Origin of the sequence: Actinomadura chokoriensis (assembly GCF_041463665.1) — a bacterium.
Lineage (GTDB): Bacteria > Actinomycetota > Actinomycetes > Streptosporangiales > Streptosporangiaceae > Spirillospora > Spirillospora chokoriensis_A.
Genome location: NZ_JAXCEJ010000008.1, coordinates 47,592 through 62,435, shown reverse-complemented (window position 1 = coordinate 62,435; position 14,844 = coordinate 47,592). Strand labels below are relative to the sequence as shown.

Below are 14,844 nucleotides of genomic sequence, written 5' to 3'. Positions count from 1 at the left end.
GGGGCGGACGGTCCAGGCGAGACTGTACAGGAACGCGAGCATGGCGGGAGACCACAAGTGGGCGTTGCGTTCGATCCGTACGGCTTCCATGAGGTCGACGCGGACCCCTACCCGGTGTACGCGCGGCTGCGCGAGGAGGCGCCGGTCCACCGCAACGAGGAGCTGGACTTCTGGGCGCTGTCCCGCCACGCCGACGTGGTGAGCGCCTTCCGCGACCCGGCCCGCTTCTCCAGCGCCAACGGGCCGCTGCTGGAGCGGCGCGCCTGGGGGCCGCAGGCCCAGGAGGCGATGTCGTTCATCGCGATGGACGCGCCCCGGCACACCCGGATGCGCCGGCTCGTGTCCCGCGTGTTCACCCCCCGGCGGATCGCCGACCTGGAGCCGCGCATCCGGGTGATCGCCCGGCGCCATGTCGAGGCCGCGCTGGAGCGCGGCGCGTTCGACCTGGTCACCGCGATCGCCGCGCCGCTGCCCACCGACGTCATCTCCGAGCTGGTCGGCGTCCCCGAGGCGGACCGCGCCGAGGTCCGCCGCCTGGCGGACGCGGCGCTGCACCGCGAGCCGGGGACGCGGGAGATCGGCCCGGAGGGCATCGCGGCGCTGCTCGAACTGGTCGGGCACTTCGCCGAGATCGTCGCCGACCGGCGCCGGACGCGCCGCGACGACCTCGCCTCCGCGCTGCTCGACGCCGCGGTGGACGAGGAGCCGCTGACCGACGACGAGATCATCGCGTTCCTGCATCTGCTGGTCGGGGCGGGCAACGAGACCACGGCCAACCTCATCGGCAACGCCTGGTACTGGGCGTGGCGCCGTCCCGAGCAGGGCGCCAAGGCGTTCGCGGGCCGGATCCCCGACTGGATCGAGGAGACGCTGCGCTACGACACCGCCGCCCCGCTCCAGCTGCGCACGCTCACCGAGGACGTCGAGATGCACGGGGTCCGGCTCCCGCGGGGCGCGCGGATCGTGCTGCTCCCGGGGGCGGCCAACCGCGACCCGCGCGTCTTCGAGCGGCCCGACGAGTACGACCTCGACCGGGACACGAGCCAGATGGCCACCTTCGGCAGCGGCCCGCACTACTGCCTGGGCGCCTCGCTGGCCAGGCTGGAGACGAGGATCGTCCTGGAGGAGATGGTGGGCCGGCTGGCCGGTTTCGACCTCGACCCGGCCGCCGGGCGGCGGCCGCATTCGGCCTACGTCCGCGGCTTCGCGTCCCTGCCGATGACGGTGACGCCCCGTTGAGGGCGCCGGGCGGCGCGGATTGATCAGGGCTTGCGCGCCACGGCCGCGAGCCAGACGTCGCGCAGGTCGGCGGGGATGACCGCGGGATTCGTCGCCCGCCAGCGGGTGATGCACACGAGGCCGGGGTCGCGCGGTTCGAGGCCGTCCAGGAACCGTTCGATGTCGGCGCGATTGCGCGGCCGCATCGGAGCGTTGCTCTTCGCGAACACCGCCAGCCCGGACTGGTTGTCGGACGGCCGTGTTCTGCGCGCCTCTTCGTCGGTGATGTGAGAAATGGCCAGATGACCGCCGGAGCACATCGCCTCGGTCAGGACGCCGATCGCCCGGTGAGGATCGTCGTCGTCCGGGATGAAATGCAGGACCCCGGTGATCAGAATGCCGAGCGGCTCGTCGAAGTCGATCAGCCGGCGGGTGTCGCGGTGGGCCAGGATCCGCTCGGGGTTGCGGAGGTCCTCCTGGATGACCGCGACCGTTCCGGGGTCGCCGGCCAGCAGCGCGCGGGCGTGGGCGCAGACCGCCGGGTCGTTGTCGACGTACACGACGTGCGAACCGGGCGCGTGCCGGTGCGCGATCTGATGGACGTTGTCCATGGTGGGCAGGCCGGTGCCGATGTCGAGGAACTGGCGGACCCCGCATTCGGCCATGAGCCGCACGGCCCGGCCGATGTACGCACGATGCTGCCGTGCGTACAGGCCCGACATCGGCTCGACCTCGAGCAAACGGTCGGCGGCTTCCCGGTCGGCGGCGAAATTGTCCTTGCCGCCGAGCATCGCGTCATAGATACGGGCGATATTGGGAACGCTGACGTCTAAATTCGATGCCATAAGAAGCTCCATCGGCCGACCGGGACGACCACCTTATCCCCGGCAGACGATTTCGGCGTGGGTTACCGAATACCAGCCGTCTTCGGCGGCGGCCCAGGCCTTCCAGCCCGCGTAGACGCGCCGGAGTTCCTCGCGGGTCGCGTGGCCGCCGGCCACGGCCTGGTCGGCGACGGAGGAGTCGAGCATGCGGCCGCCCCAGGACTCGCTCCACCATTCGCGTTCCTCCGGGGTGGCGTAGCACCAGGCCGAGGCGGACGCGGTGACGTCGGTGAATCCGGCGGCGCGGGCCCAGGAGACCAGGCGGCGTCCGGCGTCGGGTTCGCCGCCGTTGCCGCGCGCCACCCTGTAGTAGATCGGCAGCCAGGAGTCCATGCCGGGCGGGTCCGGGTACCAGATCATGGTGCCGAAGTCGGCGTCGCGGGCGGCGACGATGCCGCCGGGCTTCGCGACGCGCCGCATCTCCCGCAGGGCTCGGACGGGGTCGGCGACGTGCTGCAGGACCTGGTGGGCGTGGACGACGTCGAAGGTGCCGTCCGGGTAGTCCAGGTCGTGGACGTCGGCGACGGCGAACTCGACGTTGCCGAGGTCGGCGGTGTTCTTTCGGGCCTCGTCCAGGACGGTCTCGGCGGCGTCGGCGGCGACGACGCGGCCCGGTGCGACGCGCTCGGCCAGCCCGGCGGTGATCGTGCCGGGGCCGCAGCCGACGTCCAGGACGGTCTGCCCCGGACGCAGGTGCTCGATCAGGTAGGCGGCGGAGTTCTCGACCGTGCGCCACTGGTGCGCGCTCAGGACGGTCTCGTGGTGTCCGTGGGTGTATGCGGGCATGCCCCGACACTACGCCCGCTTCTCATACTTTGAGAAGCGGATATCAATATATGAGACGCGAGGACGTGGAAAAAGGGGATCGAGATTCCGCCTCGATCCCCTTTCCGGCGACCTGTCAGGCCGCCACGGCGATGCGGCGGGCGGGCACGGGCCGCGGCCGCACAGGCAGGGTCTCGACCGCGGCGAGCGCGGGCGCGGGCGCGGGCGCGGCATAGGCGTTCAGCGACGCGTGCGGAAGCTCGGTGAGCCACGGCTCCACGACGGTCCGCTCGGCGGGCCCGTCCAGCCGCGGGCGGGAGAGATGGAACGTGCCGGTCGCTGCGCTCATGCCAACGCCCCTTCCTTGAACCCGGTGGACCGCTCCTGTGCGGGTGCCACCGGGTTGCCACATACCCCTAGTACGCCGTTACAAGCCACCCGGTTCGACGCCTGTTCCCAGGTGTCTCCCAGATCACGCGGTCAACGCTACGGGGCGCCTCGGACATTTTCGAATGTGCATTCGACCGGCCGAGCCCGGAGCGGGGACCGCCGGACCCGCGCCCCACCCCTCGCCCCCTTCGCCCCACCCCCTCGTCCCGCCCTCGACCAAACCGTCGATCCGGCAGTCCGGCACCGGTCGCGGCCGACGGATCGGCGGCCGCCGGGTGATCTACCTCATAATTCCCTATTAAATTGGTAGCTTTAGTTCTATAGTGGGGCGGCACCACCCACACCCCCACTGGAGCACTGATGATGCGCCGTTACACAGCCGCCCTCGCCTGCGCCCTCGCCCTGACCGTTACCGCGCTGACGGCCGGCTGCGGCGACGGCGGCAAGGCGGGCGCCTCCGAGAGCAAGGAGCTGCGGGTCGGCTACCAGCGGTTCGCCTCGCTCAGCCTCGTCAAGGCCCGGCACGCCGAGGCGCCCGGGACGACCTGGTCGCTGTTCGAGAGCGGGCCGGCGCTGACGGAGGGCCTCAAGGCGGGCGCGATCGACATCGGCGAGGTCGGCGAGGCACCGCCGATCTTCGCGGCCGCGGGGAAGACCGACTTCAAGATCGTCGCCACCTCGGCGCCCGTCCCCAAGGGCGAGGCGGTCCTCGTCAAGGACAAGAGCGGCTTCCGGTCCTTCAAGGACCTCAAGGGCAAGAAGGTCGGGCTCAACAAGGGCTCCAACGTCAACTGGCTGCTGGTCAAGCTGCTGGAGGCCAACGGCATGACGATCGACGACATCGACGTCAAGTACCTCAAGCCCGCCGAGGCCCGCCCGGCCTTCGACAACGACCAGATCGACGCGTGGATCATCTGGGACCCCTACTTCGCGCTCGCCGAGACGCCCGGCGTCAGGGTCCTCGTGGACGCGAGCGGGCTGGCCAACAACCGCGAGTACGTGCTGGTGTCGCCGGAGGCGCTGGAGAAGAAGCCCGAGCAGGTCAGGAAGTTCCTGGAGACCCTCCGCCAGACCACCGCCTGGGGCATCGCGAACCCCGACGAGCGAGGGCGGCTGCTGTCCCCCGAGCTCAAGATCCCGCTGGACACGACCCTGCGCGCCCAGGCCCGCAGCGCGCAGCCGATCGAGCCGGTGACCGCGGAGATCGGCAACGAGATCCAGGAGATCGCCGACGGGTTCGCCGAGCTGAAGCTGATCCCCGGCAGGGTCGACATGAAGAGCCGCATCGACGACCGCTTCACGGACGTCCTCAAATGAGCGTGGCGGAGACGGACGCGGCGGCGCCGGCCACGCGGGACGAGCCCGCCGGAAGGCCGGGCGCGAAGCCGGGCGGGAGGCCGTCCGGGAAGTGGGCGGGCTTCCGCAAGAGGCGGCTGATCACCCCGCTGGCGCTGCTGGCGCTGTGGCAGGTCACGGCGCAGACGGGCGTCCTCGACCCGGAGAAGCTCCCGCCGCCCACCGACGTGCTGGCGGCGGGCCGTCGGCTCGCCGCCGACGGCGCCCTCGGCGGCTACCTCGTGGACTCGCTGCAGCGCGCCGTGATCGGCCTGCTCATCGGCGGGCTGCTCGCCCTGGCCCTCGGCACCGTCGCCGGGCTGCTGCGGATCGGGGACGACCTGGTCGACCCGACCGTGCAGATGGCCCGGATGCTGCCTCACCTCGGGCTCGTCCCGCTGCTCATCATCTGGCTCGGCATCGGCGAGTCCACGAAGATCACGCTCGTCGCGCTGGGCGCGTTCTTCCCGATCTACCTCAACACCTACGCGGGCATCCGCGACATCGACGAGAGGCTGGTCGAGGCGGCGAGGACCTGCGGGCTGACGGCGCTGGAACGGATCCGGCACGTCGTGCTGCCCGGCGCGCTGCCGTCGGTGTTCATCGGGCTGCGGCTGGCGTTCGCCGCCGGCTGGCTGAGCCTCGTCGTCGGCGAGCAGGTCAACGGCCAGGGCGGGCTCGGCTTCATGATGATGGAGGCCCGCGAGTTCAGCCAGACCGACGTCGTCGTGCTCGGCCTGGTCGTGTACGCGGCGCTGGGCCTGCTGTCCGACCTCGTCCTGCGGACCGCGGAAAGGAGGCTCCTCGGATGGCGCCGCGGACTGCAGGCCACGTAGCGCAGGCGAGCGGCGTGCGCCGGTCCTTCGCGGGCACGGTCGTCCTGGACGGCGTCGACCTGACCGTCGAGCGCGGCCAGGTGATCGCCCTGCTGGGCGCGAGCGGCTCGGGCAAGAGCACCCTGCTGCGCATCCTCGCCGGGCTGGACGACGAGGCCACCGGCGAGTTCACCACCACGTCCTCGCAGGCCGTGGTCTTCCAGGAGCACCGGCTGCTGCCGTGGAAGCGGGTCGCCGACAACGTGGCGCTCGGCGTCCGGAGCCCGGACGCCGGGGAGCGCACGGCGCGGGCGCTCGCCGAGGTCGGCCTGGCCGACCGGGGACGCGCCTGGCCGGCCGAGCTGTCCGGCGGGCAGTCGCAGCGAGTGGCGATCGCCCGCGCCCTCATCCGCGAGCCCGAGCTACTGCTGCTGGACGAGCCGTTCGGCGCCCTCGACGCGCTGAACCGGCTGAAGATGCAGGCCCTGTTCGGGCGGCTGCAGGCCGCGCACGGCTTCGCCGCCCTGCTGGTGACCCACGACGTCGAGGAGGCGATCCTGCTCGCCGACCGGCTGCTCGTCCTGGACGGCGGACGGATCGCCGAGTCGATCGACGTCGACCTCGATCGTCCGCGGGCCGTCGACTCGCCGGGCTTCGGCGCGCTCCGGCGCCGGCTGCTCGCGCTGCTCCACGTACCGGCCGGACCGGACGAGCCGTAGCGGCCTGCCCGATCGGACCGCCGGATCGAACGGCGGATCGGCCGGACGGCCGATCCGCCAGTCCGGCGCTCAGGCCGTACCCTGTCTGGACGTCGAGGTGGCGGCGCGGGCCGCCCCGGGCGGACATTCGGGGGAAGGACACGGCACTGGCACCGGAGTCACTGAACGGGCTGCCCGTGACCGTCCTGGTCATCTGGGTGCTGGGCGCCGTCGGCTGGGGCGCCGTTCTCGCCGGGCTGCTCCGCGGCCTGCCCCGGCCGGCCCGCGGGCCCGCGCTGTTCGCGCACGTGGCGACCCCGGCCGGGATCGTCCTGCTCTTCTCCCTCATCGGCTTCGGGTCGCTGCACGCCTCGATCGCGCTCACCGCCGAGTGGTGGGCGCTGCTCGCCGTGACCGGCCTGCGCCCCGAGCGGCTGGTGGCCACGGGCGGCCCCGGCCGGCTCGCCGCGTGGGCCGCCGGCGCCGCCGCCGCGACCTGCGCCGCTCACTGGTTCGTGTTCCACCCGTGACGTTTCCACGGGCGTGTCGCGCGAACCCGCATTGGGCCGGGCATGTCAAACGTACGTAGTATCCAAAGCAACCGAACGCAAAGGCCGAGGGAGGTGGATCATGCCGTGCGCGCTGTGCGGCGACATCATCCCGACCGAGGTCGACCGGTGCCCGGCGTGCGGCGCGTGGGCGCGGCGCCGCGACTTCCGCGCCGTCGGCGTGGCCGTGTTCATGCTGCTCGGCTTCAACGCGTTCGTCGCCCTCGGCTCGGGGATCAGCCTGCTCAGGATCGCGCATCCGCTGCGCGGGGCGACGCACGACAGCTATGACGCGGTGGCCACCGGCCGGGCTCTCGCCCCCTACACGGACGTGTTCACGATCGGCGCGATCATGGCCACGGTCACCGGGCTGCTCTACCTGGTCTGGCTGTGGCGGGCGTTCCGGCAGTCCCCCGGACCGCACCGCCACCACCGCGCCTGGGTGCTGCTCGGCTGGTTCCTGCCCGTCGTCAACCTTTGGGTGCCGCCCCGGATGGTCTACGAAGTCTGGGTGAACAGTGGCCGGTACCGGACGGCCGAGCGCCAGGCGGCCGGGCTGGTCGTGGCGGGCTGGTGGGTCTGCGCCCTCCTCGGCCTGCTCCTCGGCCGCGCGTTCACGCACGGCAGCGTCGACACCCTCGCCGAGGCGCGCTTCGACGTCCACCTCGGCGTGGCCGCCGCCGCCTTCCAGTCCCTCGCCGCCGCCCTCTGCATGGCCACCGTCTTCCAGATCACCCGCCTCCAGGTCACCCGCGAGGGTTAGGCGCCCGAGCTGCCCGGGCTCGAATGCCACAGGGCGGACCGCGGAGGGCGCTTGACGGCCGGGCCCGCGTGGCCGATGTCCGAGTACGGCGACATCGCCAAGCCCGTTGGCTGGACGATGCGGCGGCCCACCGGGCGGCCGTGCGGGGCCGGGCTCCGCCCTATGGCATCCGAGATGGCGTCGCGGACGGCGTCCGGGCCGCCGCGGCACCACTCCTCGTGCAGGACGTTCAGGTCCCAGCAGGCGTTCGCGGTGATCGAGACGGCGCGGTCCCCGGCATGGCGGACGCGGCCGCGGGCGACCAGGAGCCAGGAGCCGAACACGGTGGCGGCGCACCGGTCCTGCACGGACTCGAAGAACGTGAGGTCGACGGGCCCGGTCGCGTCGTCCAGCGTGGCGAAGATGACGCGCTGCCCGGACCGGACCGCCGGGGTCTGGGTGGCGACCTTGACGCCGGCGACCAGGACCTCGCTTCCGGCGGGACGTCCCGGCAGGTCGGCGGCACGGACGACGCCGAGCCCGGCGAGCAGCCCGTCGTAGAAGGTCAGGACGTGGCGGCTCACGTCCATGCCGAGGATGTCCAGCTCCGCCTCGACGATCTCGGCCGGCGTCATCGGCGGCAGCTCGCCCGCCGGGATGTCGTCGGCGACGTCGACCTCCAGGCCGGCGTCGTCGGCGAGGGGCAGCTGCCCCTGGACCAGGGGGGCGCGGGCGGTGACGCGGTCCAGGGCGCCGACGCGGCAGAGCAGGTCGCGGCGCGGCACGGCGTCGTGGACGGCGTCGAACGCGCCGGCCAGCACGAGCCGCTCGGCGGTCGGGCGGGACACGCGGGCACGGCGCCAGAAGTCGGTGAGCGACGCGTACGGCCGCGCGTCGACGATCTTGTCGACCTCGGCGTCGGAGATGCCCCTGACCTCGTTCAGCGCGACCCGGATCCCGGTCGGGCCGCCGGCCGAGACCGGTTCGGCGTGCCAGCCGGCGGCCGAGCGGTTGACGTCCAGCGGCAGGATCGGGACGCCGAAATGGCGGGCGTCGTCCAGGATGACCCGCTTGGGGTACATGCCGGGATCGTGGGTGAGGACGCCCGCGTAGAAGGCGGCCGTGTGGTGCCGTTTCAGCCACGCCGACTGGTAGGTGGGCAGCGCGAACGACGCCGCGTGGGCCTTGCAGAAGCCGAACGCGCCGAACGCGGTCAGCGTCCGCCAGACACGGTCGACGGTCGGCTCGCCGTAGCCGCGCGCCAGGGCCCGCTCGCGGAACCAGGCGCCGACCACGGCCTGGCCCCGCTCGTGGCCGAGGCTCCGCCGGGCCGCCTCCGCCTTCGACAGGCCGCATCCGGTCATCGCGTCGATCACGCGGAGCACCTGCTCGTGGAAGACGACCACGCCGAGGCTCTCGCGCAGCGCCGGTTCGAGATCGGGATGCGGGTAGTCGGGCTCCCGGGCCCCGGCGCGCGCCTCCAGGAACGGCGACACCATGTCGGAGTTGACCGGGCCCGGCCGGAACAGCGAGATGTCGATGACCAGGTCGTCCAGGTCGCGCGGCTGGAGCCGGCCGATCAGGTCCCGCTGGCCGGGCGACTCGATCTGGAAGCAGCCGAGCGTCCGGGACGTGCGGATCAGCGCGAACGTCGCCGGATCGTCGCGCGGGACGTCCTCCAGCGCGATCGTCTCCCCCGACACCCGCGCGACCTCCGCCACCGCGTGCGCCATCGCCGACTGCATCCGCACGCCGATGACGTCGAGCTTGAGCAGGCCCATCGTCTCGACGTCGTCCTTGTCGAACTGGCTCATCGGGAACCCGGCGGCGGCCCGCTCGATCGGCGTCCGGTCCCGCAGGGACGGGTTCGACAGCAGGACGCCGCACGGGTGCATGGCGATGTGCCGGGGCAGGCCGTCCAGGCGCTCGGCGATCCGGAACAGCACCTGCAGGCGGCCCGCCGCCAGGTTGCTCTGCCGCAGTTCGGGCAGGTCGTGCAGCGCGGTGCGGATCTGGCTCGCCCGGATCCGCGGGAACGCCTTGGCGATCGCGTCGATCTCCGCCGGCGGGAGCCCGACCGCGTTGCCGACGTCGCGCAGCGCGCTGCGCGCCCGGTAGGTCTCCATCATCGACACGCACGCCGTGCTCTCCGCGCCGAACCGCTCGAACAGCGCCTCGTACGCCTCCAGCCGCCGCGCCGACTCCACGTCCAGGTCGATGTCGGGCAGCCCCTCGCGGCTGTCGGCGAGGAACCGCTCCATGAGCAGGCCGTGCCGCAGCGGGTCGAGGTCGCCGATGCCGAGCAGGTAGTTGACCAGGCTGCCCGCGCCCGACCCGCGGATCGCGCAGCGGATGCCGCGCTCCCTGATCAGCGCGGCGGCATCGGCGACCGTGAGGAAGTACGACGCCAGCCCCTTCCGGGCGATGACCCCGAGTTCCTCGTCGAGCCGGCCGGCGGCCCTCCTCCCGTCGAGCCCGCGCCGCGCCATCCCGTCCGCGCACCGGGCGACGAGCCGCGCGTAAGGGTCGCCCTCCGCTGCGGGCAGGTGGACGTCGTCCATGCCGAGATCGCGCCCCGGCTCCAGGACGCAGCGCTCGGAAAGCCTCCGCGTCGCCTCGACCAGCACGCCGGCCTCGTCGAGCCCGCAGCTCAGCTCCGCGACCCGCCGCATCTCCGGGATCGACTTCAGGTAGGCCTGCCCGGTCCGGTCCTCCAGGTGGCGCCGGTCCAGCGGGACGAGCTTGCGCGTCACGTCCAGCACCTGCGCGACCGGATGATCGGCCGGTTCCAGGTAGCGGACGGCGTTGCCGAGCACGGCCGGCACCCCGGCCGCGCGGGCGAGCGCCAGCATCCGGGCGGCCCGCGGCCCATCGCCCCTGCCGTAGTGGTTCACGATCTCGATCATGGTTTCGGCCGTCGCCCGCCAGCCGTCCAGCCGGGCGGCGGCGACGTCCGGACGCCGCCCCGTGACGGCGCGTCCCACATCGGACGCCGGGCCGAGCAGCACGATCAGCCCCTCGGGGTGGGCGCCGACCATCTCCCGCGTCACCACGGGGTTCCCGCGCTCGCCCGCCGCGTGCGCCGCCGACACGAGTCGGCACAGCGACCGCCATCCGGCCCGCCCCTCGGCGAGGACCACGATGCGTTCCTCACCCGTCGAGACGACCCGCAGATCGGCGCCGACGACGGGCCCGATCCCCGCGCCCGTGCATGACCGGACGTGACGGACGGCCCCGTACAGCCCGTCCCGGTCGGTCAGGGCGAGCGTCTCCATGCCGAGGTCCGCCGCGCGCTCGGCCAGCGCCGCCGGCGAGGCGACGCCGTGCCGGAGCGAATAGCCCGAAGCGACATGAAGGTGCACGTCAATCCCATACCCGGGAAAGCAGCCAGCTGTCGGCGGCCACGTCATAACGCAGCTCGTAGACGCCGATCTCCCGGTCCGGGGTCGCCTCGACCCGCCAGAACTCCCGCTCCCCGGTGGCCTCGCCGTCGGGCTGCTGCTCCCGCCACCAGTCACGGGTCGTGACCCAGTGCTCCAGCACCCGCCGGACGGCGTAGAGCCGGCCACGCCAGACGAACCGGACCGGACGGCCGTCGCTCACCCAGACGTCCACCGGATCGCCGAACACGCGTGTCATCTGCCTCCCCCTCGCGCTCACCGCACGGGGGAAGGAGCATGCGGCATTTCGAACAAACGTTCGCAATGGAGTCTAGGGAAGCCGCGGCCCCGGGAGCAAGGCGGGATCAGGTCAGGAGGCGGGCCAGCTGGTCGGCGGCGGCGGTCAGGTCGGTCACGTCGGCCATGCCGCCGCCCGGCCACAGGTAGGACCAGCCGTCGCCGGCGGGGGTCGCGACGACCATGAGCCGGCGCCGCGTCCGCGGGCCGTAGACGGCCAGCAGCGACTCCTCGGGCCCGGCGAACCTCCAGGCGAGGCCGCGGGCCTCGACCTCGCGCGCGAGCGCGGCGAGGTGGCGCCGGCGCACCTCGGCGATCCCTCCGACTACAGACACATCAGCCGCCTCACCATGGTTCGAGTCGCTCGATGACCTTGGGCGATCATCCGGCGACGAATGGTGACCAACCTCAGCATGACCCGAAACCCGCGATGGCGCAGGGGGAATCCGGAGAGTGGAACGGCTGTTTCCCACTGTGACGGGAAATGGTCCCCGGGGAGGGACGCGCCGCGCCGCGCCCACGTGCGCCAATCCCGGGACGGGCGCCTTCCGGCGACCGGAACCCGCGCGCATCCGGAGGGCCCGTCCGTGATAGAAGCCTCTGTGAGACGGGCAGGCCGTGCCCGCGTCAGGCAGATCAGAAGGAGTGAGCCGATGAGCGCCGTCCCCGCCGGCGACCCGTCAGGCCACCCGCCCGGTCGCGCTCCGGCGGAGGAGCCCGCGCTGGCCGGGCTCCGCGAGCGCAAGAAGCAGCGGACCCGGCTCGCGCTCATCGACGCGGCCCTGGACCTGTTCCTCGCCAAAGGCTACGAGGCCACGACGATCGACGAGATCGTGGCGGCGGTGGAGGTCTCGCAGCGGACGTTCTTCCGCTACTTCGCCACCAAGGAGGACGTCGTCACCAGCTTCCTGACCGAGCACGACCAGGTGCTCGGGGAGGCGCTCGCGACCCGTCCGCCCGGGGAGCGGCCGTTCACCGCCCTGTTCGAGTCGCTGCGCGTGGTGCTGCGGACCATCGCCGAGGGCGATCCGGCCGAAGGCGCCCGGTTCCGCCGCGTCCGGAAGATCGTCGAGTCGACGCCGTCGCTGATGGCCGCGCAGATGGCGCGGTACGCGGAGTCGACGGAGTGCCTCGCCGCCGAGATCGCGCGGCGCGAGAACGTGGAGCTGGAGCACGACCTCCGGCCCCGGATCGTCGTCGCGTTCTACCTGGCGGCGGTCAAGGTCGCGTTCGAGGAGTGCGCCCGCCAGGAGATCTGGGACGCCGGGACGGTCGCGGCCCGGGTGGAGGAGGCCGTGACCCTCGCGGGACGGACGATGCGCGACTGGGTTTGACCGCACGGTGGAATAGCCCCCGGAGGCGACGGGTTTCCGTGGTCGCCGGCCACCGACCAGGAGGACACATGCGCGCGATCGTCATCACCGAGAACGGCGGACCCGAGGTCCTGGAGCCGGCGGAGCGCCCCGCCCCCGAACCGGGCCCCGGCGAGGTGCTGATCGACGTGGCGGCGGCCGGCGTCAACTTCATCGACGTGTACTACCGGAAGGGCGCGTACGCGCAGGAGCTTCCGTACACGCCGGGTGTGGAGGCGGCGGGGACGGTCGCGGCGGTCGGCGACGGGGTCCGCGGGTTCTCGGCGGGCGACCGTGTCGCCTGGGCCAACGTGCAGGGCGCCTACGCGGAGAAGGCCGTCGTCCCGGCGGAGAGGGTCGTTCCGGTGCCGGACGGCGTCGGGCTGGAGGACGCGGCGGCCGCGCTGCTGCAGGGCATGACCGCGCACTACCTGACCCGGTCGACGTATCCGATCCAGGCGGGCGACACCGTGCTCGTCCACGCGGCGGCGGGCGGGATGGGGCTGCTGCTCACCCAGACGGCCAAGGCGCTCGGCGCCCGCGTCATCGGCACGGCGTCCACCCCGGAGAAGGAGAAGCTCGCCAAGGACGCGGGCGCTGACGTCACGATGGGGTACGACGGTTTCGCCGACCGGGTCAGGGAGCTGACCGGCGGCGAAGGCGTCGCCGCCGTGTACGACGGCGTCGGGGCGCCCACGTTCGACGGGAGCCTGGCGAGCCTGCGGCGCCGCGGCGTCCTGGCGCTGTACGGGGCGGCCGGGGGCGCGGTGCCGCCGTTCGATCCGCAGCGTCTCAACCAGGCCGGCTCGGTGTACCTGACCAGGCCGACCCTCGCCCACTACGTGGAGCGGCGCGAGGAACTGCTGGAGCGCGCCGCCGACGTCTACGGCTGGGTGGCGTCGGGCGATGTGAAGGTGCATGTCGGGCGGCGCTACGACCTCGCGGAGGCCCGCGCCGCGCACGCCGATCTGGAGGCGCGGCGCAGCACCGGCAAGCTCCTGCTGATTCCCTGACCGTCCAGCCGGGCTCCCCGGCTCCCCTTAGGGTGGGCCGAAAGACGATCATCCGAGGAGCCCGCCGCCCATGACGACGACCGCCGGACCCCTGGACCAGGACGAGCCCCGCGTCCTCGGCCCCTACCGCCTGCTCGGGCGGCTCGGGCGCGGCGGCATGGGCACCGTCTACCTGGGCGCCGAGCCCGACGGGCGGCGGGTCGCGGTGAAGGTCGTCAACCGGGACCTCGCCGGGGAGCCGGCGTTCCTCGCCCGGTTCCGGCGCGAGGTGACCGCGGCGCGCCGCGTCCACCGGTTCTGCACCGCGCCCGTCCTGGACGCCGAACTCGACCAGGACCCGCCCTACATCGTCACCGAGTACATCGACGGGCCGAGCCTGGAGAAGGCCGTCCGGGAGAAGGGGCCGCTGCCCGGCTCCGACCTGGAGGGCATCGCGGTCGGCGTCGCCACCGCGCTCGCCGCCATCCACGGCGCCGGGATCGTGCACCGCGACCTCAAGCCCGCGAACGTGCTGCTGTCGTCCACCGGGCCCCGCGTCATCGACTTCGGCATCGCCCGCGCCCTCGACACACCCGACGGGCCGACCCGAACCGGCCAGTTCGTCGGGACGCCGTCCTACATCGCGCCCGAGGTGCTGCGGGGCGCCCCGGTCGGGCAGGCGTCGGACGTGTTCGCGTGGGGCTGCGTCGTCGCCTACGCCGGGACGGGACGTCCCCCGTTCCAGGGCGGGACGGTCGCGGAGACCTTCCACCGCATCGGCCACGAGGAGCCCGACCTCGCCGGCCTCGACCCGCGCCTGCGCGAGGTCGTCGCCGCCGCGCTCAGCAAGGACCCCGGGGCCCGTCCGACCGCGCGGCAGCTGCTCACCCGGCTCGTCGGGCAGGAGAGGGCCGACCCGGAGCGCGCCGCCGAGACGATCTCGATGTCGTGGCGGGAGCCGGCTCCCGCCCCGGGACAGGCCCCGGAGCCGGTTTCCGAACCCGCCTCCGAGCCCGCGCCGGCGACCGGATCCGTCCGGGACGGCGCGGAGGCCGCGCGGCCGTTGCCCATGCCGGTGCCCGCGCCCGCGCGGGAACCGGAGCCGGACGGCGAGCGGACCGTCACCGTCGACCTGCCGTTCCCGGACGCGTGGCGGGGCCCGAGGCGCTGGTTCACCCTGCTGAGGGGCCTGCTCGTCATCCCCCACCTGGCCGTGATGCTGGTCATGTACGCGCTGCTCGTGGTCCTGATGGTGCTCAGCTGGCTGGTGATCCCCTTCACCGGCCGCTACCCGCGCCCGCTGTACGGGCTGGTCGTCGGCTGCCAGCGCTGGTCGAGCCGCGTCGTGGCCTACGCGTTCGGGCTCACCGGCGAGAAACTCCCGCCGTTCCGCACTCTTCCGCGTGCGCGCCGGACCCGCTGACCGGA

15 protein-coding genes are annotated in these 14,844 nt (G+C 73.1%); 9 read left to right on the top strand and 6 right to left on the bottom strand.

The genetic code is table 11. The features are described 5' to 3' along the window. Nucleotides 1-57: 57 nt before the first annotated feature. On the top strand, nucleotides 58-1,239 hold the full coding sequence (locus tag SM418_RS15315) for a cytochrome P450 (RefSeq protein ID WP_371941472.1): 1,182 nt from the start codon (nucleotides 58-60) through the stop codon (nucleotides 1,237-1,239). A gap of 23 nt (nucleotides 1,240-1,262) precedes the next feature. Here the strand turns inward: SM418_RS15315 and SM418_RS15310 are convergent, their stop codons facing one another. The 3 genes from SM418_RS15310 to SM418_RS15300 form a co-directional block, all read right to left on the bottom strand. Further along, complete coding sequence (locus SM418_RS15310) at nucleotides 1,263-2,075, bottom strand: SAM-dependent methyltransferase (protein WP_371941473.1); 813 nt, start codon at nucleotides 2,073-2,075, stop codon at nucleotides 1,263-1,265. Between the two features lie 21 nt (nucleotides 2,076-2,096). Next, nucleotides 2,097-2,888, bottom strand: a complete 792-nt coding sequence (locus tag SM418_RS15305) for a methyltransferase domain-containing protein (RefSeq protein WP_371941474.1) — start codon at nucleotides 2,886-2,888, stop codon at nucleotides 2,097-2,099. 115 nt (nucleotides 2,889-3,003) lie between these two features. Continuing rightward, on the bottom strand, nucleotides 3,004-3,216 hold the full coding sequence (locus SM418_RS15300; protein WP_371941476.1) for a hypothetical protein: 213 nt from the start codon (nucleotides 3,214-3,216) through the stop codon (nucleotides 3,004-3,006). Nucleotides 3,217-3,617: 401 nt separating this feature from the next. Here SM418_RS15300 and SM418_RS15295 point away from each other — a divergent pair, with 401 nt between their 5' ends. The 5 genes from SM418_RS15295 (at nucleotide 3,618) to SM418_RS15275 (ending at nucleotide 7,416) form a co-directional block, all read left to right on the top strand. Then, nucleotides 3,618-4,574, top strand: coding sequence for an aliphatic sulfonate ABC transporter substrate-binding protein (locus SM418_RS15295; RefSeq protein WP_371941478.1), 957 nt, complete (start codon nucleotides 3,618-3,620; stop codon nucleotides 4,572-4,574). Then, entirely contained in the window at nucleotides 4,571-5,428 is an 858-nt protein-coding gene (locus tag SM418_RS15290; protein ID WP_371941480.1) for an ABC transporter permease, read from the top strand. Before SM418_RS15295 ends, SM418_RS15290 begins: the two co-directional genes overlap by 4 nt. Next, entirely contained in the window at nucleotides 5,401-6,126 is a 726-nt protein-coding gene (locus SM418_RS15285) for an ABC transporter ATP-binding protein (RefSeq protein WP_371941482.1), read from the top strand. Before SM418_RS15290 ends, SM418_RS15285 begins: the two co-directional genes overlap by 28 nt. A 176-nt stretch (nucleotides 6,127-6,302) precedes the next feature. Next, nucleotides 6,303-6,635, top strand: a complete 333-nt coding sequence (locus SM418_RS15280; RefSeq protein ID WP_371941484.1) for a hypothetical protein — start codon at nucleotides 6,303-6,305, stop codon at nucleotides 6,633-6,635. A gap of 100 nt (nucleotides 6,636-6,735) precedes the next feature. After that, a complete protein-coding gene (locus SM418_RS15275) occupies nucleotides 6,736-7,416 on the top strand; it encodes a DUF4328 domain-containing protein (protein ID WP_371941486.1) in 681 nt (226 codons plus the stop codon). On the opposite strand, the gene SM418_RS15270 is transcribed toward SM418_RS15275, so the two are convergent. The 3 genes from SM418_RS15270 to SM418_RS15260 all read right to left on the bottom strand — a co-directional run bounded on the left by SM418_RS15270 (nucleotide 7,413) and on the right by SM418_RS15260 (nucleotide 11,407). After that, nucleotides 7,413-10,757 carry a DNA polymerase III subunit alpha gene (locus SM418_RS15270; RefSeq protein ID WP_371941488.1) on the bottom strand — a complete coding sequence of 1,115 codons (3,345 nt, stop codon included), beginning with the start codon at nucleotides 10,755-10,757 and terminating at the stop codon, nucleotides 7,413-7,415. The two genes, SM418_RS15275 and SM418_RS15270, sit on opposite strands and share 4 nt — an antisense overlap. A gap of 1 nt (nucleotide 10,758) precedes the next feature. Then, nucleotides 10,759-11,034, bottom strand: coding sequence for a DUF6504 family protein (locus SM418_RS15265; RefSeq protein WP_371941490.1), 276 nt, complete (start codon nucleotides 11,032-11,034; stop codon nucleotides 10,759-10,761). Nucleotides 11,035-11,140: 106 nt separating this feature from the next. Continuing rightward, nucleotides 11,141-11,407 carry a hypothetical protein gene (locus SM418_RS15260; protein WP_371941492.1) on the bottom strand — a complete coding sequence of 89 codons (267 nt, stop codon included), beginning with the start codon at nucleotides 11,405-11,407 and terminating at the stop codon, nucleotides 11,141-11,143. 318 nt (nucleotides 11,408-11,725) lie between these two features. Here SM418_RS15260 and SM418_RS15255 point away from each other — a divergent pair, with 318 nt between their 5' ends. The 3 genes from SM418_RS15255 (at nucleotide 11,726) to SM418_RS15245 (ending at nucleotide 14,839) form a co-directional block, all read left to right on the top strand. Further along, entirely contained in the window at nucleotides 11,726-12,406 is a 681-nt protein-coding gene (locus SM418_RS15255) for a TetR family transcriptional regulator (RefSeq protein WP_371941494.1), read from the top strand. Nucleotides 12,407-12,474: 68 nt separating this feature from the next. Next, a complete protein-coding gene (locus tag SM418_RS15250; protein WP_371941496.1) occupies nucleotides 12,475-13,437 on the top strand; it encodes a quinone oxidoreductase family protein in 963 nt (320 codons plus the stop codon). Nucleotides 13,438-13,507: 70 nt separating this feature from the next. Next, nucleotides 13,508-14,839: a DUF4389 domain-containing protein gene (locus SM418_RS15245; RefSeq protein WP_371941498.1), complete on the top strand. Its 1,332-nt coding sequence runs from the start codon at nucleotides 13,508-13,510 to the stop codon at nucleotides 14,837-14,839. Nucleotides 14,840-14,844 lie beyond the last annotated feature (5 nt).